The following is a 26,001-nucleotide window of genomic DNA, read 5'->3' on the forward strand; positions in this document are numbered from 1 at the left end:
TGTATGAAAAGAGCCATTGTTTATGCCTGTATAGGCATGTTGCCCACTTCACTGCTGGCACAGGTAGGTATTGGTACGGCCACGCCCCATGCCAGCGCACAGCTTGATATTACTGCTATCAATAAAGGATTACTGCCGCCACGTGTTACATTGGCCAACCGGCCGGCTTCACCGGCTACCGGGTTGCTGATCTACCAGACAGATAATACACCTGGTTATTATTTCTACAATGGCAGCGCCTGGCAAGCGCTGGCCGGGAGCGGCGGCGGCTGGGCGCTGACCGGGAATAGCAGTGTGTCTACTTCTTTCCTGGGTACTACCGATGCTTCACCTTTGCGGATAAGGGTAAATAATCAACCGTCTGGCATACTTAGTTATGATCCATATTATGGAACCATACTGGGTTACCAGGCAGGTAAAAGTAACACGGGAAGCCATTGTACAGCTTTTGGTTATAATGCATTGTCTGTAAATACGGCTAACTATAACGTAGCTATAGGGCATGCCGTTTTACAGGTAAATACCAGCGGATTTTTTAACATGGGCATTGGCTCTTTCGCTTTAACGTCTAACACAACAGGCCTGGAGAATGCGGCGGGTGGGCATAATGCCTTGCGCTATAATACGAGTGGTAGCAATAATACCGCATTTGGCGGCAATGCGTTAGCTATGAATAATGTTGGCCATAGTAATGTGGCGGTGGGAAAATCAGCACTGTTTCTCAATGACAACGCCAATTACAATACGGCAGTCGGAGCCGGCGCCATGTCTTCTACTGTTGGTGGCGGTGAGAATACTGCTGTAGGTGCGGAAGCATTGCAGGAAAATGTAAGCGGTAGCTATAATACGGCGGTAGGCCGGAAGGCTTTATATGAAGCTACCGGCAGCATGAATACGGCGCTGGGGTACAACGCGAGGCTGTCAGATCCCACTTACACAAATGCCACTGCTATAGGATACGATGCGGTGGTTACGGGCAGCAATATGGTGCGTATCGGAGATGCCAATGTGACCCAGATTGGTGGTGCTGTTGGCTGGAGTGTATTGAGTGATGTACGCTTTAAAACCGATATTCAGCCGCAGGTACATGGACTTGATTTTATTATGCGGCTGGAGCCGATCACTTATCATATTGATGTGCGTAAGCTGAACAGCTTCCTGGGCATCAACAAACAGGAGGCTTCACTGGCTGGCTCAGCAGATAGCGAAGTACGTCGTAAAGAAGCCATCCTGTATTCCGGCTTCAGTGCCCAGCAGGTGGAAGCAGCGGCTGCGGCTGTGCAATATGACTTCAGCGGCGTGCATAAACCAGCAAGCAAAAAGGATCATTACAGCCTGGAGTATGCCGAATTTGTAGTGCCGCTGGTAAAAGCCGTGCAGGAGCAGCAGGCGTTGATTGAGCAGTTGAAAAAAGAGGTGCAGGAACTACGACAATGGAAGGAAGCATTAATGAAACAGCGCTAAGGCATATTGGATGTTCCCTACAACATTCAACTTAGCAGGCCGGTTAATACCGGTCTTTTTTATTGGCTAATCACGTATTGATAGATCATTTCCGATACCCGCGCCATGTTTTCTATAGCGGCCTTTTCATCCTTAATGCCTTTTGATAATATAACCAGTACATATTTCCGTCCGTCGGGCAGGAATACAATACCGGAATCATGCTGTACGCCGGTAATATTGCCGGTTTTGTGGGCTACTTTAACGTCTTTAGGTAGTTTGGCGGGAATGATCTCATTGAATTTTTGGTCCAGCAGTATGTTGATCATGGCCTGGTCAGCGGCGGAATCAACGGCCTGCCCGGTGGCTATCTTGTCGAAGATCACCATCAGGTCATGGGCTGTGCTGGTATTGTTCAGCTTCTTTTGATACGCCTTGCTGTCTTCCACACCCCTTAATACCTGTATATCCCTGGCGCCCAGGTCGCGCATGGTTTGGGTTACTTTTTTGGCGTCTACATATTCTATCACGATGTTGGTGGCCAGGTTGCTGCTCATGATGATCATGTCATAGACCAGCTCGTACAAGGTTCTTTTGGTGCCGATGCGGGTGTACAGGTCCTTCTCACTGTCGTCTTCCGGGTTAAGGCTGTAGGTGCTGCTGTCTACGATGCTGTGGAATTCATTTTTGACCAATATAGAGTCGGACAGGGACAACTTACCGGCTGCAGCCTGCTTGTACACTTCTATGAGTATAGGCGTCTTCATGGTACTGGCGGCATGGAACGATGTGTCACCATTGACCTCCAGCGCAGTGCCCGGACCCAGGTCCTTGAAAGCTACTGCATACTGCCCTTCACTTTGGGCCAGGGTACTGGTAATCGCTTGCTTTAATTGTGCGGGTGTCATGGTTGATTGACAGGAGGCCAGGATAAAAGTGATCAATATAAGTAAAGCCGGGGATAATCGGTAAAGCATACGATTGCGGTTAATGAACTAAAATAGGGAAAATGGGCTATGCTGGTATATAAAAACTTTGTCAGACTGTAATCTTTATTATTTTTATCAATATTTAACTGCACATGAAACGTTACTCTCAACAAACCCGATTGCTTGTGGCCGTGGATTGCATCATTTTTGGCTTTGACGGACAAGAACTGAAACTGTTATTAATACAGCGTGGCTTTGAACCGGAAAGGGGAAAATGGAGCCTGATGGGGGGCTTTGTAAAGCCAACGGAAAGTTTTGAAGAAGCGGCAGCCCGTGTATTGAAAGAGCTGACAGGGCTTAGCGGCGTTTATATGGAACAGTTGCACGCCTTCGGCGATCCCAACCGCGACCCGATGGAGCGTACTGCCTCTATTACTTACTTCAGCCTGATTGATATCCGGAAGTACCAGCAGCAGATCAATGATGAATACCATGCCGAATGGTTCCCCATCCGTAAGCATCCCCGTTTGATCTTTGACCATGAGGATATGATTGAACTGGCCAAGGACCGGCTTCAGTATAAGGCGGCGCTGCACCCCATCCTTTTTGAGCTGTTGCCCGATAAGTTTACCCTTCCCCAGTTGCAAACCCTGTATGAAGGCATTTATGATGCGGAGATAGACAAGCGGAACTTCAGCCGTAAGGTATTGTCTACCGGCTTACTGGTGAAGCAGAAAGAGAAGGAGAAGGAAAGTTCCAAGCGTGGCGCGTTTTATTATAAGCTGGACAAACGTAAGTATAACTCCAAGTTCCATAACTTCCTGAATATTATTCCGAACGCGCATAATCTGATATAGGTCGGATGGCAGGAATTATGCATTTGTGATTTTCCAACCAAACATTTACAGAGAGCGTGTATAAAAAGTAAACGCTCCTTAGGGGAGCGTCGGCCCATAGATACTATCTATGGGGGTGTACAATGCAAATGTATATGTAAATTGGAAAAGAACAAATAATGAACCTGAAAATTAACAGGGTGATAGCTTACGTAGATGGCTTTAACCTCTATTTTGGTATGGTAGACGGCGGTTATGCTTATTGCAAGTGGCTGGATATTAATATGTTGATTAAGAGTAGCCTTTCTGCTAACCAACAACTTGCCGGAATTAAGTACTTTACGAGCCGGGTAACAAACGATCCAGGTAAACAACGACGTCAAACTCTTTATCTGGAAGCTATAGAATCGACAGGTGTGAAAATTATTTACGGTCTTTACAAGGCCAAAGACATTGAATGTAACAACTGTGGGCATGTATGGCAGATTTCAAATGAAAAGATGACTGATGTAAATATTGCGACACATTTGCTAATTGATGCTTTCCAAGACAAATACGATACTGCTATTCTTATTTCTGGTGATAGTGATTTAGTTCCTCCCATAAAATCTGTTCATAATAACTTCCCATCCAAGGCGGTTTCGGTTTTTTTCCCTCCTTCACGTCATAATAATTCTGTTGCTGTCGTAGCTAAGGGTTCAATGATCTTAGGTAGGAAGAAACTTACTTCCCATCAGTTGCCTCATGAAATTGAAAAGACTGATGGGTATAAAATAATAAAGCCGGTTGAGTGGTGAATACAGTCGCTTCGTTAATGCGTCACTTCCGGCCAGCCATTGTTCCAGGTAAGTGGTTCGATGCGCAGTTTTGAGCGGCCACGGTCTTTGGCGTCATAACCATGAAATATGAGGTAGTCGACCCCATCAAAGGTGCATACGGCATTATGGCCCACGCCATGCCAGTCCTTATCGCCCTGCAACAAAATGGTTCCACCGCTTTTCAGGAGGGGGATCCCTGCCTGGTCGGTATAAGGACCCGTAAGCTGTTCCGCACGGCCTACGATCATTTTATAGGTGCTTTGTTCCCCTTTACAACAGTAATCAACGGAGGCAAAGAGATAGTAGTAATTCCCTTTTTTTATAATGAAAGGCGCTTCAATAGCCCCATCGCCCGCAGATGAATCAGGCGCATAATAGTTTAGTTTGCGGCTGGCAATGGAATGCCATTGCTGGGGCGTATCAATGGCCGTAAGGGTAGCATTCAGCTTCACCAGCTTCAGTCCGTTCCAGAAGGAGCCGAAAGCCATCCAGGGCTGGCCCTGCTCATCCCATATAATATTGGGATCAATGGCATTCCACATATCCCTGCCGGGAACAGATTCAATCACTTTACCGTGGTCAATCCATTTGAAAGCGGGGTCTGCAGGATGGAGGGTGGTATTAGTGGCCATGCCAATGCAGGAGGTGTTTTTGCCAAAGGCAGATACAGAATAGAAGAGGTAATACAGGCCATTATGGTAGGAAATGTCCGGCGCCCAGATATGGTTCCTGAAACCCTTCACCGCCTTCACGCCCCAGGGTAGGGTATCGAATACGGGCTTTTCCCGTTGCCATGTTTTCCTGTCCTTCGATGACCATACAGAGATGCCCCGCCCTGTACAGAAGAGGTAGTAAACGCTGTCCTGTTTGATCATGACGGGATCATGAACAGGGATGTTGGTTTGGGCGGATGTGTGTGTAGTTATAAACAGCAATACCAGGAAGAACAAAGCAGGCGGGCGCATAGGAAGGGTTGTGAGTGGTGAGTAGTCAGTTGTGAGTGATGACCGGAGTGCGCTTGCAACTCACCATTCACCACTCACAACTCACTTTTTACAACATCTTTACCTTAATCACCTGGAAGGAATATGGCGCCAACGTTACCGGCACTTTCTTTCCTTTCAGTTTAATGGTTTCCTGTTGCGGGCTGATACCGGCAGGCTGTGCAAATGTGTTGGCCTGCTGCAGGTCGCCGTTTTTCAATACCTCCGCAGTGGCGTTGGCGGCCAGTTTCTTCACCCCTTCAATAGCTACTTCACTGGTTTGCGGTGTAGCGCCGGTGTTTACTATTTTAATGATCACTTCTTTGGCCACGCTATCAATGCAGGCATTGGCATACAGGCCATTTTGCCCCGCGGCGATCTCATTATTCAGGGTCATAGGCACTACATGGGTTCCCTTGTTAAGAGAATACAGCTTTTGTACATAGTAGTTGGGTGTGCCGTAAGCCTGCAGGCTATTGAACCAGATCAGGTCGGGTGTCCACTGCCATCCTTCTGCATGGGCAAAGAGGGGTGCATAGGACGCCATGTGCACTACATCGGCATTGCGCTCCAGGCCGGTCATAAAAGCTGCTTCTGATAAAGCGGATTGCCAGTTGTTGATGTTCTCTGAATTACCAACCCCTTTGCTGTGAGAGGCATATTCACCGGCAAAGATCTTCGGGCCATTACGGTCATAGTCATCATAGCGTTTGGCATTTTTCAGGAACCAGTCTGGCGACCGGTAATAGTGTTCATCCAGTAGGTCCGCTTTCAGTCCACGGAGAGTAGGATTGAGGTAATCAAAAAGGGGACCGTCCGGATTGGGGCCTACACTGCTCACGAGTTGAACGGCAGGATATTTTTCCTTGATGGCTTTGGCAAACAGCTTGTAACGTTCTATGTATTGCTCGCCCCATTGTTCATTGCCTACGCCCATCAGCTTGAGGTTGAAAGGAGCGGGGTGTCCCATCTGTGCGCGTAGTTTACCCCATTTACTATCTGCAGGGCCATTGGCAAATTCTATCAGGTCCAGCGCATCCTGTATATAGGGGTCCAGTTCTTCAGTGGGTACTACTTCGGCTGTATTGAACTGGCAGGCCATGCCGCAGTTAAGGATGGGCAGCGGCTCTGCGCCAATGTCTTCAGACAACAGGAAGTACTCATAAAAACCAAGACCGAAGGATTGATAATAATCAGGAGTAAGCTTGTGACGGAATTCCGTATTCCAACGATTCACGATCACCTCACGCTCATTAATGGCGCCCACCGTTTTCTTCCATTGATAGCGGTTAGTCAGTTCCTTGCCTTCTACAATACAGCCGCCGGGAAAACGCAGGAAGCCGGGTTTCATATCTGCCAGTAACTGCACCAGGTCGGCACGAAGGCCGCCCGGTCTGTTCTTCCAGGTATTTTTGGGAAACAGGGAGATCATATCTGCATCTACCACGCCGGTGCCTTCAAACCAGATATTGAGTTTGGCTTTGGCCTCAGTGGCCTTTGCGGTGATGGAGGCTGTATATTTTTTCCAATCCTTGCCGCTCAGCGTAAGACTGGTCTCACCGATCTTCTCATTGGCGGCATTCACCAGTTCTATTCGCAGTTGAACATTGCCTTCAGGCACACGGGCCAGCAGGGAGAGGTCGTATTGGTTATTGGCGGTAATGCCCATGCCGCGGAAACCTTCATTGCTGATGCCATAACCCGAAGCTGAGCGTACGGTAAAACGGGCAAAGCGTGGGTTAGGTACTTGCTCACCACGGTTAATGATGAGGATGGAACCGTTGGCATTGTTCTGCTTTTGTTCTTTCCATCCCATGAGCGGGGTGGCAAATTCAAATGACCTGTTCTTTACCAGTTCGGCATAAATGCCGCCATCAGCGCCAAAGTTGATGTCTTCGAAAAAGATGCCCCACATGGTCTTCTGCACGGGCGTTTTGAGCTGGTTGGCTTTGACGGTAAATACCTGCGTTGTTTGGGCAGTAAGGGTGCCGGCGCTAAGACAGGCGCCTGTGAGCCAGGCGGTGATTGTTTTCATATACTGTGTTGTGATCATTGTTTATTTTAATTCCAGCACTACTACAGAACAGGGTGGCAGCTTTACAGAGAGGGTGCTTCCTTTGAGGGAGGCGCCGCTGAAAGCTGCCGGTTTTACCTGCTCAGGATTTTCAAAGGTATTGTGATCCTGTATCTTTCCGGAAGCCAATATCCTGCCGGTAACACCGCTGTATTTGCCGCCTTTCAGGTTCAGGGTAATCTCCTGCGCGTTCTTGGCGTCAATGTTTACCAGTGATATATGGGTGGCGCCCAATGAATCTTTGGAAGCGGAGCAAGAAACGGCCGGCAGTTTCTTATTACCCAGCATGTAGTCTTTTGTTTTGATGGCGATGGGCAGCAGTTTGGCATCCTGGTGCACATTGTACATTTCCATCACGTGGTAGGTAGGCGTGAGGATCATTTTTTCTTCATTGGTGAGCAGCACAGCCTGCAGTACATTGATCGTTTGCGCCAGGTTGGCCATGCGCACACGGTCGCAATGGTTGTGGAAAATGTTGAGGGTCACGCCGGCAATCATCGCATCGCGCATGGTATTTTGCTGGTACAGGAAACCAGGGTTGGTGCCGGGTTCCACATCATACCAGCCGCCCCATTCATCCACCACGAGCGCCACGCGCTTATTGGGATCATATTTGTCCATGATGGCGGAGTGTTTGATCACCAGCGAATCCATCTGCAGGGCGCGCTGCATGGTAGTGAAATATTGCTCTTCTGTAAAGCCGGTAGCAGGTCCCTTGCGGCTCCATTCTATAACAGAATAGTGGTGGAGGGCCAGGCCAGCCACCATGTTGCGGGGAATATTCTTCATCAGCACTTCTGTCCAGTTATAATCGTCGGAGCTGGCGCCGGAAGCAATGCGGAAGATACCGCCTTCCGTCCAGCCGGTCATGAAAGTGGCATATTTGCGATAGATGTCTGCATAATATTCTGGACGCATATTGCCGCCGCAGCCCCAGGCTTCATTGCCTACGCCCCAGTATTTTACATTCCAGGGTTTTTCACGGCCATTTTGTTTGCGCAGGTTCGACATGGGACTTTCTCCCGCAAAGTTTACATACTGTACCCAGTCGGTCAGTTCCTGTACGGTACCGCTGCCTACATTGCCGGCGAGGTAAGGATCTGTGCCGATGAGCTCGCACATATTGAGAAAGTCATGGGTACCGAAGCTATTGTTTTCGGTAACGCCGCCCCACCAGGTATTCACGATGGAAGGGCGTTTGTCTTTAGGTCCAATGCCATCTTTCCAGTGATAGGTATCGGCAAAACAACCGCCCGGCCAGCGCAGGTTGGCGATCTTTAATTTCTTTAAGGCTGCTACTACATCATTACGTACGCCGGCCGTGTTGGGTATCTTACTGTTTTCGCCCACATAAAAACCGCCATATACACAGCGACCCAGGTGTTCGGCAAAATGACCGTAGATCTGTTTGCTGATAGTGAGTTTGGCCGCATCGGCATTGACAGTGATCTCATTCTGCGCAAAAGCAGTAAGTCCACCGGATAGTACCAAAGGAAGGAAAAACAATCGTTTCATAATCCTGTATTTTATTAATTGCATCAACATTGATTAAGTGTAATAGGTACGGTTATTCAAATATAATAAGCCTGCCGTAGAAACAGCAGGCTTGTTTGTAATAATCAAAACTACTGCTACGCTAATCTCGTCACTTTATTTCAGTGAAACCTTTTGAGGCGCTGTATAATACAGTTCCTGCACACCTGCCGTTTTTACCCCCAGCCTTACAAAAACATAACCCTTGGTGGTGGCTGCAGCGGGTATGGCGGCGCTCAGCGTTACCGGCTGGGTGATGTCTATAGCGGCCGCGGCTTTCGAAGCATTGGCGGCGTTGTTGCTCTGATCGGTGATCGTCGTCAGACCAAGGTACAACCTTACCGCTTCCAGTGATTTGCTGGTATTAACAGCCTGTACAGTAAATGTAGCATCTATGTTGCTGCCATTCTTTTGAAAGGCCTCATTTTTAATGATGAAATAAGGATCTACGGGTACATCTATTACTGTATTGCCGCTTACTGTTACATCTATAGAGTCTGTATTATCAGCCCAGGGGCCATTACCTTTTAAGCGTACCAGCTTATACTTGCCGTCGAAGAGCGAAGCTGAAAAGGAACCGTCCTGGTCTATGTACACCGGTATTTTGGTAAACAACTGGTAACCGCGCTGCCATAGTTCCAGTTGAACACCATTGGAGCGTACGCCTACTGGTTGCCCCTGGTAAACCACTTTTCCGGTGAGCAGGGAAGAAGGCGGTGCATAGTTGTCTTTTTTGCAGGCAGTCAGCATAATGATGGCCGCCGATGTTATATAGAAGAATGCTTTTATTTTCATAACCATCTTATTATTAGTGGAAAGGATTTCTTACAAGTTTCGGATTGTTGTTGAGAACGCCCTGGTCAATGGCAGAATAATAGTTGCCCATCTGGAAAAAGCGTGGCGCTTTGAAGCGTGGCGCTACCATTTTTACAAAAACGTATTTACCATCGCGGGCTGCATCACCGGGGCGGATGATGCGGTAAGGATACAAAGCATATACTACATTGTCCGGATTACCGGTTTGTCCGTTCCATACCTGGTCGGCAATGCGCCAGCGTTTGAGGTCCCATACGCGGTGATCTTCGAAAGCCAGTTCCACGCGCCGTTCATTCCTGATCCTGTCCATGGTGAGCGTGGCATCGGTAACACTATTGGCGCCAAAGCCGGCCCTTTCCCGCAGGGCGCTGATCCAGGTGGCTGCATCCGCTTTCTGGTTCAATTCAAAAGCAGCTTCTGCCGCATTCAGGTATATTTCAGCCAGCCTGAACCGTACCCACCATATATCGCTGAGGATACCGCGGGTGCTGGTGCCAGCGCCTGCATCCAGGAACTTACGCATATAAAAGCCACTGTTGGTCACTTCCTGGATTGACCGGTGCGGACCGGAACTACCCACCAATAATTTCCCATCGCCATCCGGGTAAGCCGTGCCTCCATATATAGCGCCGAGTTGGCTGCCTTCAATAGTTTGATAAGCAGCGCCATTCCATTTCATCACACCGGCCTGTATCTGCACAGGCAGACCTTTAAAAGTGCTGCCGGGATAAATAACAGTACCGTACAGGCGAGCGTCTTTGTTGGCGAAGATGTCCTGCAGGTTGTCATAATAAATGAAATCACTATTATCCGGCAGGCGGGTCTTCAGGGCGCCATTGGAACCATCGAGGTACTCATAGCTTTCCACCAGGTTGAGGGATGGGGTAATGCAGGAAGAAGAAAGGTTGTCTTCCCGGATACCAAGCGGAATATTATCATAAGAGAAGCCATGTCTTTTGTTCTTGGCCGACAGGAAGTCACGCACAAAGATGGCTTCTTTGTTGCCGATCTTCTTCACTACTGCTTCATAGAAGTTCTCGCCCAGGTTGCCGGTATTGACTTTGTACAAAGCAAACGCACCGCTGGTGATGATCTCTTTGGAAGCTTCGAGCGCTTTGGTAAAGTACTCATTGGCCTTTTCGGCAGGAATGCCTACTTCGCCGCCAGGCAGGGTGATGGGAGAAGCCATGAGGTTGTTGTACTTGGCAATGGAGCCGGCATACAGCATGGCCCTGCTTTTGAGCGCCAGCGCCGTGTATTTGTTGGCGCGGGTATTGCTGGGGGTGCCGTTGGCAATATTCTGCAGGTCTTCTTTAATAGCATCCATTTCACTGGCGATGAAATCATATACTTCTGCTTCTTTGGCCCGTGGGAATTGCAGCGGAGTAGGATCGCCACTGAAATCATAAATGAGCTGCTTGGTTATCAGGGGTACGCCACCCATTCTTTTTACCAGCTCAAAATATACATTGGCCCTTACGAACCGCAACTCAGCAGCGAATTGCTTTTTCTGCACATCAGTGAGCTTAGTGCTGTATTTATCGATGCTTTCCAGCGCCAGGTTAATGTCGCGGATAAGACCATAATCCCAGAAAAACCAGCGTGAATAGGCATAAGAGATAATATTGTTCCGGCCGTCTTCACCGGTATAACCACTCCACATGGCGTCATCATAATCGGCCATATTACGCCAGTTGCCATCTACGCCCATATCAGTGGGCAGGCGGTCATAATAGTTGGCCAGCAGGCCCAGGATCATTTTGGGGTCATTCCATACCTGCTCTTCAAGAATAATGGTCTGCGGCGTTCTTTCCAGCCAGTCTTTTCTGCACCCGGCCATCAGGGTGAGCAGGCTGCTTATAATAAGGATGTTATATATTGTTTTCATCTGTGTCTTTTTTATTTTTTTAATTAGGCCAGATGGAACGCCTGATAATTTCCTTTGTGTCTCAATATTTTTAATTAGGCGTTTCATGATCGTATTAGTTGAATGATACATTAAAACCAAAGTTTACCAGCTTCTGCTGAGGATATACAAGGCCATTGGAGGAACTGATCTCGGGGTCTATCTCAAACTCCCGCACGTTGTCGAAGGAGAAGAGATTCGTACCGTTTACATATACCCTGAGGTTGGATACACCAAACCGTTTGGTGAGTTTTGGATTGAAGGTGTAAGCCAGTTCCATATTCTTGAGCCGGATATAACGTACATTGGTAAGCCAGAAATCATTCTTGCGTGAGAAGTTTACATGGTTGTAGTCTTTGCGCAGGGCAGGATAAGTGCCGGCTATCCACTTACTGTTGGGATCATAGGGGTCTTCCCGATGCCAGCGGTCGGTGAGCATATATTCCGGTGAGTTACCATTATTCTGGAAAGGATTCCTGAGTTCCCAGTTCCTGAAAAAGCTTTGCATGGAAGAGCCTGCGAAATCAACAGCGAGACTGAAGCCTTTATAAGCGATCTTGCCATTAAAGCCGAAGCTGAGGTAAGGTTGCGCGCCTTCGGCATAGCCGATGGGCCTTTCATCCATGCCATTAATGACACCGTCGCCGTTCACATCTTTGAACTTAAAGTCGCCAGGCAATTGGGAGCGGTTGCCCTGGCCATCGTTGTTGATGGTATAGTTGTCTATCTCTTCCTGGCTTTGGAAGCGGCCTATTACCTGGTATCCCCAGTTGATATTGCCCCAGCGTTCTTCCCAGGCGTTGCGGTACAGGTCCCAGGAATTGCCGAAGCGGGGTTTATAGAAATGCAGGTCTTTCCGGCGTGCCAGGGTGCCGTTCACGGAAACAGACCAATCTATTTCACGTGACTTTTTGCTGTACGTCAGCATACCATCTATACCAAGGTTAGCTTCAGAAGTGAGGTTTTCATTGGGCAGTGAATAACCTACTTCACTGGGCAGTAATACATCGTAGCGGCCGGCCGGCAGGCCTGTGCGTTTACGTTGCCATATATCAAATGAGCCGGAGAAGGTGTTGTCGAACATGATAAAGTCGATACCGATATTGGTAGACTGGTTATTAACCCAGGAAAGATTGGTAATAGGCAACCCTCTTGGCCGCAGGCCGATGACATAGGTGCCATCCAATACGGCACTGCCTTGTGAAAAGTTATAACCACCGAGGTAACCAAAGGCGCTGATGCCTACTTCACTGCCTGTTTCACCATAGGAGCCCCTGAGCTTCAGTTCATTCAGGAAAGGCAGTTTGTTCTTGAGGAAGGACTCTTCCGAGATGCGCCAGCCTACGGCGAACCCGGGAAACAAGCCCCAGCGTTTGTCCTTGATATAGAGATAGGAACCTTCATAGCGCAGGAAGGCATCGAGGATGTATTTCTGCTGGTAGTTGTAACTGATCCTGCCGGTATAACCTGCCCTTGCTTCTGTGCTCCATTCGTCGCCGAGATAATCCTGGTTGGCAAAGAACATGGTGGGGATATAGTTATTCGGCGGAATGGAGTGGAGTGCGAGATAGGAGTTTTCCATATCCGATCTTTCATAGGCGGCCAGGGCCGTAATGCTGTGATCACCCAATTGTTTGGCATAGTTCAATTGGAACTGTCCAAACCGGGACCAGATATTGCGTTTGTGTCTTTCGCGCCAGGGATTCTGGTTGCCGGTCCTTAATTCGTATACATCGGTAGACGGGTTGTACGTATAAGCATTGTAGGTAAACTCAAATCCATCAAAATCTTCATTGGTATAACCATAGGAAAATAAAGCTTTGGCCGTTAACCCAAACTTGAAATCGTACTGTGCCGAAAGGTTCACATCCATCGAACGGAATACCTCATCAATATAGCCGGTCACGTTATTTTTATAGGTGGCGGGGTTGATGTTTACGCTGTGACCCTGGTTAATGTAATTAGGGTTGTCATTGGCATAAGGCGGTTCAATGGGCCACATACTGGAGATACTGAGCAGCGGATTGAAGTAGTCATCCAGGCCGGGTACTCCCACGTTGTGGCGGGATTCAATGCGGCCACGGATCTGGGTGCCTATCTGCAGACCTTTGGCAATGCTGGCATTGAGGTTGGCCTGCATATTGGTGCGTTTGAAGTTGAAGTCCCGCAGGATGGCATCCTGGTTGAGGTGGCCGATGGAGAAATAGTAATTCGATTTGGCCGAGCCGCCGGAAGCGCTGGCATTGAGGTAATATTGTGGTACGTTGGGACGGGTTACGATATCCATGTAATCATAACTTTTGTACCCTTTTTCTGTACCAGTTTCCCATTTGGCCAGTTCCTGCGGAGTATAGAGTTTGTTGGGATCATTACCGGCATTTTGTTCCGCTTCCAGCAGGCCCCGTACATACTGGCCGGCATTACCCGGTTGGGGGAAGCGGGTAAAATTCTGCAATCCATAATAACCGCTGATATTGATGCTGGTGCTTTCATTTTTCTTACCCTTTTTGGTAGTCACGAGTACGACGCCATTGGCCGCCCGTAAACCATAAATGGCAGCAGCGCCATCTTTCAGGATGGAGATGCTTTCAATATCTTCCATACCGATCTGGTTAAAAATATTGGTGCCCGATACGCCGGTATTAAAGCCAAAAGCAGTAGTACCATCGTTGTTGCTGTAGGGCACGCCGTCAATGACGTACAGGGGATTGCCCAGGTTCCTGATCTGAATATTGGTGCCATTACCGGGGCGGGCATCGGTGGCGCGGAAAGTGATACCGGGCAACTTGCCTACCAGGGCGGCCGTAGCGGCCACTGCGGGTGTGCGCACGAGGTCGGCCGATTTGATCTCACTGACCGCACCGGTGAGCACTCTTTTTTTCGAAGTGCCATAGCCCACCACGACCACATCTTCGAGCGAGCTGGCGCTTTCCGTCAGCACAATGCGAATGACCTGGTCTGCACTGATGGTATGTGTCTGGGTTTTAAAACCAACACTCGTGATCTCCAGTACATCGCCGGGTGCCGCTTCAATGGTAAAACTGCCATCGGGGCCGGAAGTGGTACTGATCTTTTTCCCTTTCACATTGATGGTGGCGGAAATAATGGGGTTACCATTTTTATCAAGGATGGTTCCCTTCAGGGGATCCCGGGCCATGGCAGCGAGGGAGGCAAACAACAGAAAGGCAATGAGGAGTGAGACGGACCGTCCTCGCTCCCACAATCGTAAGGTAGTGATGCTCATAATAGCAGATTTGGTTTTTTATTAGCAAGAATTGTTACACAAATGAATTGACCAGGCACAAAACATCCCCTTTCCTGTATGCATGCAGGCTTCCCCTGTTCATGCCTGCAGGCGTGCAGCATTAACTAACATCATGAAATGATATGTGATTGCTTAGCTCACCATAAGTCGTATTCTATGATTTTAATAATGGTTTCACCAGGTTTAGGGGTAGGGTGGGGGATATGCAGGATGGTGGTCATCAGGCATTCCCTGTGCATCTTGGTGTTAGTAAAATAGCAATGGAGCTTTTGTAAAAAATAGCCGGTAATGAATTGCTGTAATGAAAGAGCCAGCCGGAACAGGGGATGGCGGAGGCATAAAGCAGGCAGGGCGATCGCCCTGTTAAAAAGGATGGTTCGTTTCATATAGCAGTTACAAGTCATGGCAAATTATAATAATTCTTTAAATAATTGTCATAACTACATTTATTTTTTTCAGTGGTCATACTTTGCCGGTGGCATAAGCCGGGGAAAAATGCAGGAGCAGGCGCATAGAGAATTGGTTATTATCCGTATATGGTAAATCATATTTTGAACCCTGCCAATAAGTTTACTTTATTAGATTTGTGCCGGTAGGCTGTTCCGGACAGGGTAGATCGCTGAAAGAGGTAAGTAGAGCGGGTAAGGTCGCTGAAAGCGACAAAATAGTGCTGCGAGGCTGCAAGCATCGCAGCGTGATAAGCCGCACAGGTCGGTGGATAAGCAAGCCTTACAGAGCTATTTGGTAAAGTCATTTTTTGTTAATTCTTTTGCACATAAATTTATAAGTGTTACCTTGACACGAATTGCCGCATGAAAAGTGAACAATATGTTATAGGAGTTGATTACGGAACAGATTCTGTACGCTCCATTATAGTAGATGCTGCCAACGGAAAAGAGATTGCTGCTGCCGTATTTCCCTATCCCCGCTGGAAAGAGGGGCTGTATTGCAAGGCTGCGGCCAATCAATTCCGCCAGCACCCGCTCGATTATGTGGAAGGCCTGGAGCAGAGCATTAAGAGTTGCCTGCATCTGGCCGGCGCTGCTGTAGCCTCGAAGGTAAAAGCCATTTCCATTGATACCACCGGTTCCACGCCGGTAGCGGTAGATGAGAGCGGTACCCCCCTGGCCCTGCTGCCGGGTTTTGAACAGAATCCCAATGCCATGTTTGTGCTGTGGAAAGATCATACGTCGGTAAAAGAAGCGGCGGAGATCAATGCCCATGCAGAACGTTTTGACGTCAACTACCTGCAGTATGTAGGAGGCATTTATTCGTCAGAATGGTTCTGGGCAAAGCTGCTGCATGTGCTGCGGGCCGATGAACAGGTGCGTAAAGCCTGTTATTCCTGGGTAGAGCATTGCGACTGGATCCCTTTCCTGCTTACCGGTGGCCGCCGGGCTACGGACATCCGCCGGGGCGTATGTTCAGCCGGCCATAAATCATTGTGGGCTGCCGAATTCGGAGGCCTGCCGCCGGATGAATTCTTTACCTCCCTCGATCCGCTGCTAAAAGGATTTACTACCCGCCTTTTTAAAGATACCTATACCGCCGATAAACCTGCCGGCAGGCTCTCTGCCGAATGGGCTGAACGCCTGGGCCTTGCTACCGATGTGGTGATAGGCGTAGGTGCTTTTGATGCGCACATGGGCGCTGTGGGCGGACAGATAGAACCTTACCACCTCAGCAAGGTGATGGGTACTTCTACCTGCGATATGCTGGTAGCCCCCAAAGCCGATATGGAAGGTAAGCTGGTAAAAGGTATTTGCGGACAGGTAGATGGTTCCGTGATCCCCGGCATGATTGGCCTGGAAGCCGGACAGTCGGCTTTTGGTGATGCCTATGCCTGGTTCAGGAATATGCTGGCCTGGCCTGTACAACAATTGCTTTCCCAATCAGCTATCATAGATAAGGATACTGCTGCGAAGGTGGCAGAAGAAACACTGGCAAAGATCATCCCCACCCTGAGTCAGCAGGCGGAGCAACTGCCTTTTGATGACCATAGCGAGCTGGCAGTAGATTGGTTCAATGGCCGCCGTACACCGGATGCCAACCAGTTATTAAAAGGCGCCATCACCAACCTGGGGCTGGGCAGCGATGCGCCCCGCGTATTCAGGGCTGTAGTGGAAGCTACCTGCTTTGGCGCTAAAAGTATTGTAGACCGTTTCAATCAGGAGGGAGTACCGGTAAAAGGGTTGATTGGCCTGGGCGGTGTAGCGCGTAAGTCGCCCTTCATCATGCAAATGATGGCCGATGTCATGAATATGCCTATCCGCATTCACCGTTCTGAGCAAACCTGTGCTGCCGGTGCCGCCATGTTTGCCGCCACTGCTGCCGGTATTTATCCGAAAGTAGAAGCGGCGATGGCGGCTATGGGACAGGGATTTGATGCAGAATACTATCCCGACCAGCAAAAGGTAGCGCTCTATGCGAAGCGTTACCAACAGTACCATTCGCTGGGCAATTTTATAGAAGATCATATTTAGCAATTAACATGAGTGCATATAAACATATTCGTGAGGAAGCGTATGAGGCTAATATGCAGTTGCCGGCCCTGGGCCTGGTGCTGTTCACGTTTGGTAATGTAAGTGCGGTAGACCGTAACGCCGGCGTATTTGCCATTAAGCCAAGCGGTGTTCCCTATGCTTCCCTTTCCCCGGATAATATGGTGATCGTTGATTTTGATGCCAAAGTGGTAGAAGGAACCATGCGTCCTTCATCCGACACAAAAACACATGCCGTATTGTATAAACACTGGGATAAGATCGGCGGCATTGTACATACCCATTCCACCTATGCCACTGCCTGGGCCCAATCCCAGCGTGATATACCTATTTTCGGTACTACCCATGCCGATCATAATACCGTGGATATTCCCTGTGCGCCTCCTATGGACGATGCGATGATCAAAGGCGATTATGAACATGAGACCGGTTTCCAGATCATCAATTGCCTGCAATCAAAAGGATTGAGCTATGAAGAGGTGGAGATGGTGCTGGTAGGTAATCATGCTCCTTTCACCTGGGGCAAAACGGCCGCCAAAGCGGTCTATAACAGCGCCGTACTGGAAAACGTTGCCCAGATGGCCCTGCTCACAGAGCAGATCAATCCCCAGGCGCCGCGGCTGAAGGAGGCGTTGATCAGGAAGCATTTTGAAAGGAAACATGGACCCGATTCATACTACGGACAATCGTGAATATAAAATCAGTAAAAAAACGATAGATGATCAATTTAAAGACATTGGAAGTTTGGTTTGTAACCGGTAGTCAGCATTTGTATGGCCCGGAAACATTAAAGCAGGTAGCTGATCACGCTCAGACTATTGCTAAAGCCTTAAACGCTGCTGCCCAAATACCCGTTACTGTACAGTGGAAACCCACTGTTAAAACACCGGAAGAAATTTACCAGGTGTGCCTGGAGGCCAATTCAACACCCAACTGTATTGGTATTATTGCCTGGATGCATACTTTTTCCCCTGCCAAGATGTGGATCGGTGGACTGAAGATCCTGCAAAAGCCGTTGTTGCATTTGCATACACAGTTTAACCGGGATATTCCCTGGGGCGAGATTGACATGGATTTCATGAACCTGAACCAGAGTGCGCATGGCGACCGCGAGTTTGGTTTTATCATGACCCGCATGCGCCTGAACCGCAAAGTAGTGGTAGGCCACTGGCAGGATGAAGAGGTGCTGGAACGCATTAATGTGTGGACACGCGTAGCGGCAGGATGGCACGACTGGCAGGGCGCCCGCTTTGTGCGCTTTGGTGACAACATGCGCTTTGTGGCCGTTACAGATGGCGATAAGGTAGAAGCTGAATATAAATTTGGTTTTTCTGTAAATACTTATGGCGTTGGCGACCTGGTGAAGGTGATCAATGAGGTGAGCGATACTGCTGTAGACAAGCAAGTGCAGGAGTACAACGACCAATATAAAATAGCCGATGTATTGAAGAAAGGAGGCAACAGTTATGCTTCCCTGCGCGATGCCGCTAAGATTGAACTGGGTTTACGCACTTTCCTGGAGCAGGGTAATTTCAAAGGGTTCTCCGATACGTTTGAAGACCTGCACGGCATGATCCAACTGCCTGGTATCGCTGCACAACGTTTGATGGGCAGCGGCTACGGCTTTGCCGGTGAAGGCGACTGGAAGACGGCCGCACTGGTGCGGGCTATGAAGGTGATGGGACAGGGGCTGCCTGGTGGTAATTCTTTCATGGAAGACTATACTTACCATTTCAACCCATCCAATCCCCAGGTGCTGGGAGCGCACATGCTCGAGATCTGCGAGTCTATTGCAGATGGCAAGCCTTCCTGCGAGATACATCCGCTGGGCATTGGCGGCAAGGCCGATCCTGTAAGGCTGGTATTCAACAGCGCACCGGGTAAAGCACTGAATGCTTCCCTGATTGATATGGGCAACCGTTTCCGGATCCTGGTCAATGAAGTGGAGGCCGTAAAACCTGAACAGGACCTGCCTAAACTGCCGGTGGCAAGGGTATTATGGAAGCCATTGCCCGATATGAAAACTGCCTGTGCCGCCTGGATACTGGCCGGTGGTGCACACCATACCGGTTATAGCCAGAACCTCACTTCGGAGTACCTGCAGGACTTTGCTGAAATAGCAGGGGTGGAGTTTGTGTTGATCGGCAAGGACACCAACCTGTACCAGCTTAAGAATGAATTGCGCTGGAATGAAGCGTATTATAAGTAAGGGGTCTGGAATAGCTGCCCTGGAGGCAGCTTGTACATAATAAATAGCTAATATAATATTAGTTTATAATAGAGAAGAAGGCACCTTGCATTGAGCAGGTGCTTTCATTTTGTTCTGATATTTTTTGCCAGTTGCAGATAGTGGGGATTAAAAAATGATAATCCCGGTGGAAAGATTGACTTTTTACAGAGTAGTTTTAAAAAAATAATCGTTATTTTTCACGTTTGAAAAGTGCTTTGCATATGAAAATAAATACAGTCAGTACTGGTCATGCTAACAGTCGTTATTCTCTGCAGCCGTATAAGCCTTTCACCCATTTTCTAATCATCTTCTAAAACAACCTTCTAAACGGTTACTACATATGAATAACAAACTGGAGTATTACGATTACCTGATCATTGTATTCTACTTTATCCTGGTAGGCTCTTATGGTTACTGGATCTATCGCCGGAAGAAAAAAGCCGCGATGGATACAAAGGATTTCTTCCTGGCCGAAGGGTCGCTGACCTGGTGGGCCATTGGCGCTTCCCTGATCGCCTCCAATATTTCTGCTGAGCAGTTTATTGGTATGAGTGGTGAGGGATTTTTTGTGGGGACTGCGGTAGCTGCGTATGAGTGGATTGCTGCCCTGGCGCTGATCATTATTGCCATCTGGTTTATCCCGATCTACCTCAAGAATAAGATCTATACCATGCCGCAATTCCTCAAAACACGGTACAATGAAACCGTGGCTTTGATCATGGCGGTATTCTGGTTATTCCTGTATGTATTCGTAAACCTTACTTCTATCCTGTACCTGGGTGCAGTGGCCATCAATGGTTTATTGGGCGGTGAGTACCTGCATGCCATCATGCTGGCGCTGGCGGTGTGCGCCCTGATCATCACCCTGGGTGGTATGAAGGTTATTGGTTATACTGACGTAATACAGGTAGCTGTACTGATCATAGGTGGTCTGGCCACTACTTACTTAGCATTAACGATTGTTGGTGAAAAAATGGGTGTAGGTCCGGATGCTATTGCTGGTTTTAAAGCGCTGTTGAAGGATTCTCCGGATCACTTTAAGATGATCCTGGATAAGCCCGCCGCTACTTCCAGTACGCTTGAAAATGGCCCCCTGAATTTGTCGATACAGAAGTATGTGGTATTGCCCGGCATTGCCATGTATTTTGCCGGTCAGTGGATCGTAAACCTGAACTACTGGGGCTGTAATCAATACATTACACAACGGGCACTGGGCGCCGACCTGCAGACTGCACGTACCGGTATCCTGTTTGCCGGCTTCCTGAAGCTCCTGATGCCAGTGATCGTAATGCTGCCCGGTATTGCTGCCTGGGTATTGTATAAAAATGGTCACCTGCCGCAACTGGAAAGCAAGGACGGCGCTTATTCTGCCATCCTCGGCTTCCTGCCCAATGGCCTGAAAGGCTTGTCTATTGCCGCCTTAACGGCTGCTATTGTGGCCTCCCTGGCCGGTAAGCTGAACAGTATCTCCACGATCTACACGCTGGATATCCATAAGAAATATGTGAATAAGGATGTGGACGAAAAGAAGATGGTATGGATTGGCCGTATGACCGTAGTGGCGGCTATTATTATCTCCCTGATCTTTACTTGGGAAGACCTGCTGGGTATTGGTGGCGAAGGTGGCTTTACCTTTATCCAGAAATATACCGGCTTTATCAGTCCCGGCGTATTCGCCATGTTCATCCTGGGTATGTTCTGGAAGCGTACCACCGGTGCTGCTGCCCTGGTAGGGGTAATCCTTGGTTTTGCACTGGCTATCTTCTTCAATAATTATGCGGTAAGTATTTTCGGCAAGGAAACATGGCTGTACACGGCCTATACCTACGAGAAAATGGAAGGTGGCGAAGTGAAGACCATTACAGAAATTCCGTTCCTGATCAATATGGGCTGGTCCTTCTTCTTTACCGTACTCACTATGATTGGTATCAGTCTGAGAGGCCCCAAGGTGAATCCAAAAGCCTTTGAAATTGATGGCTCTATGTTCAAAGTGAAGCCGGCTACCCTGGTGCTGATCGTGGTTACGCTGATGATACTGATTGGCTTGTATGCAAAGTTCTGGTAATCAGTAATTAATAAATACTTTCATTTGAATGACAGCAGGCTGAGAAGCCTGCTGTTGTTATTTGGGGATACCGGTATGCTAACGCACGCAGCCGGGCTGCATATTTACGTCAGGAAAAGGGGTAAATCCGGGCCTAACCGCAGAATAATAGCTTGTTGTCAGTATTATATCCATCAATTATTACAGTAATATAAAATAATTAATAGACAAATATTTCAGAGATATTCCAGACCTTTTAGAGGTGGTATATCTCTGGAATATCTCTATGTTATATGTGGATTATCTCTGGATTATCCTATCTATTACTGACAGCGAAGTAGGCTGTAAGGTCACACTATAACCTCGCTATAAGGGTGCTATAACTATGCTGTAATACCGCTATGAGGGGCGGAAGGCTGCGCTATACGGGCGCTGTAAGCACGGTTTCCTGCAACCAGGGGGCAGTATAGTCTTCTATAAACCCGATGATGTTGGTGTAAGCGCCAAACTCTTCTTTAGTATGCATGGTGGTAATGACTACTGATTGCATACCGGCATTTTGGGCAGCTTCCACGCCTTTGGGGGCGTCTTCAAAAACAATACAATTCTCCGGTGCTATACCCAGTTCGGCGGCACATGTAAGATACGTCTCCGGATCGGGCTTGCTTTTTATTACATGGTCGGCACTTACAATGCTGCTGAAGTAATGCCGGATGTTGAGCCCGTCCAGCACAAAATCAATGTTGAAAGTAATGGCAGCAGAACCAATGGCCATTTTGATGTGTTGCCGGTGAGCAGCGGCCAGGAACTGATCGAGCCCTTTGATCAGTTGAAGGTGGGGCCTGAACTCCCGCTGGTATTGTTCTTCTTTGGCATAGCCAATCTTGTTTTTTTCTTCTTCAGAGAAACGACCGGGGAAAACGCGTTCCAGCAGTTCCCCGTTCTTGCCATAACATTCTTCTTTGGTACGCTCCAGGGAGATATTGGCGCCTAAACTATTGAGGAGGGTGTGCCAGGCTTTTATGTGATACCCCATATCATCGATCATCGTTCCATTCAGGTCGAACAAAAATGCTTTCATAGGGCGCAAAGGTAAGAAAAGGGAACGAGGCATCAAGGCATTGAGGCAATGAAGCATCAAGGCATGAAGGCAACAAGCAGGAGAAAAATATTCTTTTTCATTTGTTGATTAAGTTAACGCTTAAGTGTTAAATTGACACTTGAACCGATGAGTTATTGCCATTCTTTATATCACGTATGCAAAGGTTAATATAGGATAAAGGGTGGTTAATTGAGATCGGGCTAAAACACTAACGAATATGAAACACCTTATCAGGGTGGCGTTTTTGCTGGCCATTACCTTCCTCTCCGTGCAAATGGATGCACAAAATATTCCTGTTACCATCCAGGTTGATCTTTCCAAAACTACCGGTGATATGAAGCCCGTATGGGCATGGTTTGGCTATGATGAGCCCAATTATACTTACATGAAAGATGGGAAGAAACTATTATCGGAGCTGGCAGCGCTCAGCCCGGTGCCTGTATACGTACGGGCGCATAACCTGCTCACCACAGGCGATGGCGTGGCTGCTTTGAAATGGGGCTCCACCAATGCCTATACAGAAGATGCACAGGGCAATCCCATTTATAACTGGCGTATTGTAGACAGTATCTTTGATACTTATGTGCAGCGGGGCATGAAGCCCCTGGCGCAGATCGGTTTTATGCCGGAAGCGCTCTCTTCCAAACCGCAGCCTTATCGTCATTACTGGAAACCGGGAAATCCTTATGGTGAAATTTTCACAGGCTGGGCCTATCCTCCCAACAACTATGTAAAGTGGGGAAACCTGGTATATGAATGGGTAAAGCATTGTGTGGCACGGTACGGTAAAAAAGAAGTGGAAAGCTGGTATTGGGAAGTGTGGAATGAACCCAATATCGGTTACTTCAAGGGGAAGGTGCAGGACTATTGCAAGATGTATGATTATGCAGCCGATGGGCTGAGGCGGGCGCTTCCCTCCGCGCGGATTGGCGGTCCTCATTCTACAGGCCCCTCCTGGGATGTGGCGGAAAAGTTCCTGCGTACGTTTCTCAAACATTGTGAAAGCGATACCAACTATGCCACCGGCAAAATTGGCGCCCCCCTCGATTTTATTGCCTTCCATGCCAAGGGCGCGCCGAGGGTAGTGGAAGGACATGTGCGCATGGGTATTGCCAATCAATTGAGGGATATCAGCAAGGGTTTTGATATTGTCGCTTCTACACCTGCTTTCAAACACCTGCCCATTGTGATTGGTGAATCTGATCCTGAAGGCTGTGCTGCCTGTGGCATGGCCACCAATCCGGAGAATGCTTACCGCAATGGCACTATGTATTCTTCTTATACGGCTGCTTCCTTTGCCCGCAAATATTTACTGGCCGATCATTATGGCGTCAACTTCCTTGGCGCGGTATCCTGGTCTTTTGAGTTTGAGGACCAACCCTGGTTCTATGGTTTCAGGGACCTGGCTACGAATGGGGTGGATAAACCGGTGCTGAACATCTTCAGGATGTTTGGCATGATGAAAGGCAAGCGGGTGGCAGTGGCCAGTGATCGTATGTATCCTTTATTGACCATCCGTGATTCGGGAGTACGCAAAGTGACGACCGATATTGGCGGACTGGCTGCCAAAGATAAAAAGATGGCTACCGTGATGGTGTGGAATTACCATGATGATGACCTGGAAGGGCAGCCGGAGAATGTAGAAGTAAGAATTGACGGCCTGCCTGCTAAAAAAGTAAAGCTCACACAATATGCAGTAGACAAACAACACAGCAATTCTTATGAAGTGTGGAAGCAGATGGGATCCCCACAGCAGCCCACGCCTGAGCAGATCAGCCAGTTGGAAAAGGCAGGACAGTTGGACCAAACCGGCACTTCTTCCGAAAGGGTACAGGATGGCAAACTCACCGTGAATGTAAGCCTGCAACGGCAGGGCGTGGTATTACTGAAACTAGAATGGTAAACTGCCTTGGTTCGTGTCCCAAATCGCCTTGGTTCGTGTCCCCCACGAACCAGTACATTATTTCCCCAACCAGCTTTCCAATATCTCTTGCTGCAACCCATCCGGATTGGCTATCCGCGTGATCTTATAAGTTGGTGCCTGGCCACTGTTGTCAATGGTTAATCCGGCATAGCCCAGGTACTTGTTATAATCCAGCTCTTTGGTGGTATAGATATAATCAAACAATTCATTCAGTGGTCCGCCGGCTGTTTGTTCAATCACTTTGCGCAGCTCTTCCTCTGTAAAGCCTCTTTTCTTCTTTTGGTAATATTCCCGGTAGAGTGTGCGCATCACATCGTCCAGTGATTTCTTGTTGCCGGTATTATGCCGGATGGCAAAATCAAACAACAAACCCACGACAGGCCCCTTATCATAATAGGAAATGGTCTTGTTCTCCTTCTCATCGCGGCGGCCAAAAGGACCGTCAGACCAGGTGTTGTAACTGGCTTGCTGCAGCGACTGATACAAGCGACCGGGTTGGGTTTGAAAGGCCATAATATTATTGCGGAAGGAACTAAGCATGTCTTCTTCCGTACTGATACCTGCCCGTTTCAGGATTAGGTATTCATAATAAACAGTCAGCCCTTCAGATACCCACAGGAGGTTGGTACGGCTTCCCTTGTCATAATCAAAGGGCCCCAGTTCTATGGGACGAATACGTTTTACGTTGTAATGATGAAAATATTCATGGGCGATGAAATTAAGCGCCCGGATGCGTCCTTTGGGATCTTCGAGGGCGTTTCCTCCAAAGCTGATGGTGGTATTGTTCAAATGTTCAATACCGCCCATGCCCCTGGGGCCGATGGAAATGAACGTGTAATGTTTGTAAGGGATATCTCCGATAATGTCAGATGCGGTGGTGACTATCTTTTGCAGGTCGCTGGTGAATGCGGGTGCGTTAGCTACGCCCGGTTTGTATCCGATGAAGCGATGGGTGATACCCCGTACAGGGAAGGATGGCAGTTCTTCGAGGTTGCCGATCAGGAAAGGGCAATCATACAGGATATCAAAATCCGGTGCTGTATAGGTAAATAGCTTTCCCGCTATGCTATCGAGTCCGGTAGCTACATTCCGCCAGCCGCTCCATGGTTTGATCTGAACGGTCACCGGGAGGTTGATCTTACCTGCAGGATGTACAAATACCCCTGCCGGCAAGAGGAATGCTCTTTCTTCATCAATATACGGTGTGCCTACAAACAGCCGTGTGGTCTTTACATCGTAGCTGATGGTAAAGGTTGATTGTTTGGGGTGGGTGATGTGCCAGTTATTGCCTGTATTCTTTTCCCATACCAGCGTATCGCCGGCGGGGGATTTGACCTTGAAGTTCTCTACGTTTTGCGCATAATCCATTCGCTGGTAATAACCGGGCGTCCATACCGGCATCTTAAAATCAGTAGCAGCGCCTTTCACCTTTGCACAGTGCAGCTCCACATGGAAATAGTGGCTGGCAGGCTGTTCCATGGAAACGGTGAAGCTGAGCTGCTGGGACATTACGAGCGTTCCTGTTAGCAGCAGGCAGATAAGGATACTGGTTTTACGGATGGTATACTGCATAAATGTTTTGCTTTTTTGTTGCAAA

At 48.4% G+C, this 26,001-nt stretch carries 18 protein-coding genes; 8 read left to right on the forward strand and 10 right to left on the reverse strand.

What is annotated here, in order from left to right; translation table 11 throughout:
• Nucleotides 1-3 precede the first annotated feature (3 nt).
• Entirely contained in the window at nucleotides 4-1,464 is a 1,461-nt protein-coding gene (locus HB364_RS13180; RefSeq protein ID WP_167288434.1) for a tail fiber domain-containing protein, read from the forward strand.
• 59 nt (nucleotides 1,465-1,523) lie between these two features.
• Here the strand turns inward: HB364_RS13180 and HB364_RS13185 are convergent, their stop codons facing one another.
• Entirely contained in the window at nucleotides 1,524-2,420 is an 897-nt protein-coding gene (locus tag HB364_RS13185; protein ID WP_167288435.1) for a serine hydrolase, read from the reverse strand.
• A gap of 104 nt (nucleotides 2,421-2,524) precedes the next feature.
• Here HB364_RS13185 and HB364_RS13190 point away from each other — a divergent pair, with 104 nt between their 5' ends.
• Together HB364_RS13190 and HB364_RS13195 are read left to right on the forward strand one after the other, a co-directional pair.
• Nucleotides 2,525-3,229 (forward strand): NUDIX hydrolase, encoded by a 705-nt coding sequence (locus HB364_RS13190; protein ID WP_167288436.1) that lies wholly within the window; start codon nucleotides 2,525-2,527, stop codon nucleotides 3,227-3,229.
• A gap of 158 nt (nucleotides 3,230-3,387) precedes the next feature.
• The gene (locus tag HB364_RS13195; protein ID WP_167288437.1) at nucleotides 3,388-4,005 is read left to right on the forward strand and encodes an NYN domain-containing protein; all 618 of its coding nucleotides are present in this window, start codon (nucleotides 3,388-3,390) and stop codon (nucleotides 4,003-4,005) included.
• Between the two features lie 14 nt (nucleotides 4,006-4,019).
• Here the strand turns inward: HB364_RS13195 and HB364_RS13200 are convergent, their stop codons facing one another.
• From HB364_RS13200 to HB364_RS13230, 7 genes are all read right to left on the reverse strand, one after another.
• Nucleotides 4,020-4,991 carry an arabinan endo-1,5-alpha-L-arabinosidase gene (locus tag HB364_RS13200; RefSeq protein ID WP_167288438.1) on the reverse strand — a complete coding sequence of 324 codons (972 nt, stop codon included), beginning with the start codon at nucleotides 4,989-4,991 and terminating at the stop codon, nucleotides 4,020-4,022.
• Nucleotides 4,992-5,079: 88 nt separating this feature from the next.
• Nucleotides 5,080-7,044, reverse strand: a complete 1,965-nt coding sequence (locus tag HB364_RS13205) for an alpha-L-arabinofuranosidase C-terminal domain-containing protein (protein WP_167288439.1) — start codon at nucleotides 7,042-7,044, stop codon at nucleotides 5,080-5,082.
• A 21-nt stretch (nucleotides 7,045-7,065) separates the two neighbouring features.
• Entirely contained in the window at nucleotides 7,066-8,598 is a 1,533-nt protein-coding gene (locus tag HB364_RS13210; protein ID WP_167288440.1) for an alpha-N-arabinofuranosidase, read from the reverse strand.
• 135 nt (nucleotides 8,599-8,733) lie between these two features.
• Nucleotides 8,734-9,411 carry a DUF3823 domain-containing protein gene (locus tag HB364_RS13215; RefSeq protein ID WP_246228487.1) on the reverse strand — a complete coding sequence of 226 codons (678 nt, stop codon included), beginning with the start codon at nucleotides 9,409-9,411 and terminating at the stop codon, nucleotides 8,734-8,736.
• Nucleotides 9,412-9,424: 13 nt separating this feature from the next.
• Nucleotides 9,425-11,320, reverse strand: a complete 1,896-nt coding sequence (locus tag HB364_RS13220) for a RagB/SusD family nutrient uptake outer membrane protein (RefSeq protein WP_167288442.1) — start codon at nucleotides 11,318-11,320, stop codon at nucleotides 9,425-9,427.
• Between the two features lie 94 nt (nucleotides 11,321-11,414).
• Nucleotides 11,415-14,582 (reverse strand): SusC/RagA family TonB-linked outer membrane protein, encoded by a 3,168-nt coding sequence (locus HB364_RS13225; protein ID WP_167288443.1) that lies wholly within the window; start codon nucleotides 14,580-14,582, stop codon nucleotides 11,415-11,417.
• 158 nt (nucleotides 14,583-14,740) lie between these two features.
• On the reverse strand, nucleotides 14,741-14,989 hold the full coding sequence (locus HB364_RS13230; RefSeq protein WP_167288444.1) for a hypothetical protein: 249 nt from the start codon (nucleotides 14,987-14,989) through the stop codon (nucleotides 14,741-14,743).
• 426 nt (nucleotides 14,990-15,415) lie between these two features.
• On the opposite strand from HB364_RS13230, the gene HB364_RS13235 reads away from it, so the two are divergent.
• The 4 genes from HB364_RS13235 to HB364_RS13250 all read left to right on the forward strand — a co-directional run bounded on the left by HB364_RS13235 (nucleotide 15,416) and on the right by HB364_RS13250 (nucleotide 21,399).
• Nucleotides 15,416-17,086 (forward strand): ribulokinase, encoded by a 1,671-nt coding sequence (locus tag HB364_RS13235; protein WP_167288445.1) that lies wholly within the window; start codon nucleotides 15,416-15,418, stop codon nucleotides 17,084-17,086.
• Nucleotides 17,087-17,094: 8 nt separating this feature from the next.
• The gene (locus HB364_RS13240; RefSeq protein WP_167288446.1) at nucleotides 17,095-17,796 is read left to right on the forward strand and encodes an L-ribulose-5-phosphate 4-epimerase; all 702 of its coding nucleotides are present in this window, start codon (nucleotides 17,095-17,097) and stop codon (nucleotides 17,794-17,796) included.
• A 26-nt stretch (nucleotides 17,797-17,822) separates the two neighbouring features.
• Nucleotides 17,823-19,313 (forward strand): L-arabinose isomerase, encoded by a 1,491-nt coding sequence (gene araA, locus HB364_RS13245; RefSeq protein ID WP_167288447.1) that lies wholly within the window; start codon nucleotides 17,823-17,825, stop codon nucleotides 19,311-19,313.
• Between the two features lie 361 nt (nucleotides 19,314-19,674).
• Nucleotides 19,675-21,399, forward strand: coding sequence for a sodium:solute symporter family transporter (locus HB364_RS13250; RefSeq protein WP_167288448.1), 1,725 nt, complete (start codon nucleotides 19,675-19,677; stop codon nucleotides 21,397-21,399).
• Nucleotides 21,400-21,799: 400 nt separating this feature from the next.
• On the opposite strand, the gene HB364_RS13255 is transcribed toward HB364_RS13250, so the two are convergent.
• The gene (locus tag HB364_RS13255) at nucleotides 21,800-22,459 is read right to left on the reverse strand and encodes an HAD family hydrolase (protein WP_167288449.1); all 660 of its coding nucleotides are present in this window, start codon (nucleotides 22,457-22,459) and stop codon (nucleotides 21,800-21,802) included.
• 238 nt (nucleotides 22,460-22,697) lie between these two features.
• Between HB364_RS13255 and HB364_RS13260 the strand changes: the two genes are divergently transcribed.
• The gene (locus HB364_RS13260) at nucleotides 22,698-24,383 is read left to right on the forward strand and encodes a GH39 family glycosyl hydrolase (RefSeq protein ID WP_167288450.1); all 1,686 of its coding nucleotides are present in this window, start codon (nucleotides 22,698-22,700) and stop codon (nucleotides 24,381-24,383) included.
• Nucleotides 24,384-24,440: 57 nt separating this feature from the next.
• On the opposite strand, the gene HB364_RS13265 is transcribed toward HB364_RS13260, so the two are convergent.
• Nucleotides 24,441-25,976, reverse strand: coding sequence for a M61 family metallopeptidase (locus HB364_RS13265; protein ID WP_167288451.1), 1,536 nt, complete (start codon nucleotides 25,974-25,976; stop codon nucleotides 24,441-24,443).
• Nucleotides 25,977-26,001 lie beyond the last annotated feature (25 nt).

The organism is Paraflavitalea devenefica, from assembly GCF_011759375.1.
GTDB lineage: Bacteria > Bacteroidota > Bacteroidia > Chitinophagales > Chitinophagaceae > Paraflavitalea > Paraflavitalea devenefica.

What these genes read in the sequence shown, in the direction of transcription:
- HB364_RS13205 (WP_167288439.1), bottom strand. Translation starts at nt 7,044, where the DNA reads ATGAAAACAATCACCGCCTGGCTCACAGGCGCCTGTCTTAGCGCCGGC.
- HB364_RS13235 (WP_167288445.1), top strand. Translation starts at nt 15,416, where the DNA reads ATGAAAAGTGAACAATATGTTATAGGAGTTGATTACGGAACAGATTCT.
- HB364_RS13215 (WP_246228487.1), bottom strand. Translation starts at nt 9,411, where the DNA reads ATGAAAATAAAAGCATTCTTCTATATAACATCGGCGGCCATCATTATG.
- HB364_RS13255 (WP_167288449.1), bottom strand. Translation starts at nt 22,459, where the DNA reads ATGAAAGCATTTTTGTTCGACCTGAATGGAACGATGATCGATGATATG.
- HB364_RS13220 (WP_167288442.1), bottom strand. Translation starts at nt 11,320, where the DNA reads ATGAAAACAATATATAACATCCTTATTATAAGCAGCCTGCTCACCCTG.
- HB364_RS13195 (WP_167288437.1), top strand. Translation starts at nt 3,388, where the DNA reads ATGAACCTGAAAATTAACAGGGTGATAGCTTACGTAGATGGCTTTAAC.
- HB364_RS13180 (WP_167288434.1), top strand. Translation starts at nt 4, where the DNA reads ATGAAAAGAGCCATTGTTTATGCCTGTATAGGCATGTTGCCCACTTCA.
- HB364_RS13200 (WP_167288438.1), bottom strand. Translation starts at nt 4,991, where the DNA reads ATGCGCCCGCCTGCTTTGTTCTTCCTGGTATTGCTGTTTATAACTACA.
- HB364_RS13240 (WP_167288446.1), top strand. Translation starts at nt 17,095, where the DNA reads ATGAGTGCATATAAACATATTCGTGAGGAAGCGTATGAGGCTAATATG.
- HB364_RS13230 (WP_167288444.1), bottom strand. Translation starts at nt 14,989, where the DNA reads ATGAAACGAACCATCCTTTTTAACAGGGCGATCGCCCTGCCTGCTTTA.
- HB364_RS13260 (WP_167288450.1), top strand. Translation starts at nt 22,698, where the DNA reads ATGAAACACCTTATCAGGGTGGCGTTTTTGCTGGCCATTACCTTCCTC.
- HB364_RS13250 (WP_167288448.1), top strand. Translation starts at nt 19,675, where the DNA reads ATGAATAACAAACTGGAGTATTACGATTACCTGATCATTGTATTCTAC.
- HB364_RS13210 (WP_167288440.1), bottom strand. Translation starts at nt 8,598, where the DNA reads ATGAAACGATTGTTTTTCCTTCCTTTGGTACTATCCGGTGGACTTACT.
- HB364_RS13185 (WP_167288435.1), bottom strand. Translation starts at nt 2,420, where the DNA reads ATGCTTTACCGATTATCCCCGGCTTTACTTATATTGATCACTTTTATC.
- HB364_RS13190 (WP_167288436.1), top strand. Translation starts at nt 2,525, where the DNA reads ATGAAACGTTACTCTCAACAAACCCGATTGCTTGTGGCCGTGGATTGC.
- araA (WP_167288447.1), top strand. Translation starts at nt 17,823, where the DNA reads ATGATCAATTTAAAGACATTGGAAGTTTGGTTTGTAACCGGTAGTCAG.
- HB364_RS13265 (WP_167288451.1), bottom strand. Translation starts at nt 25,976, where the DNA reads ATGCAGTATACCATCCGTAAAACCAGTATCCTTATCTGCCTGCTGCTA.
- HB364_RS13225 (WP_167288443.1), bottom strand. Translation starts at nt 14,582, where the DNA reads ATGAGCATCACTACCTTACGATTGTGGGAGCGAGGACGGTCCGTCTCA.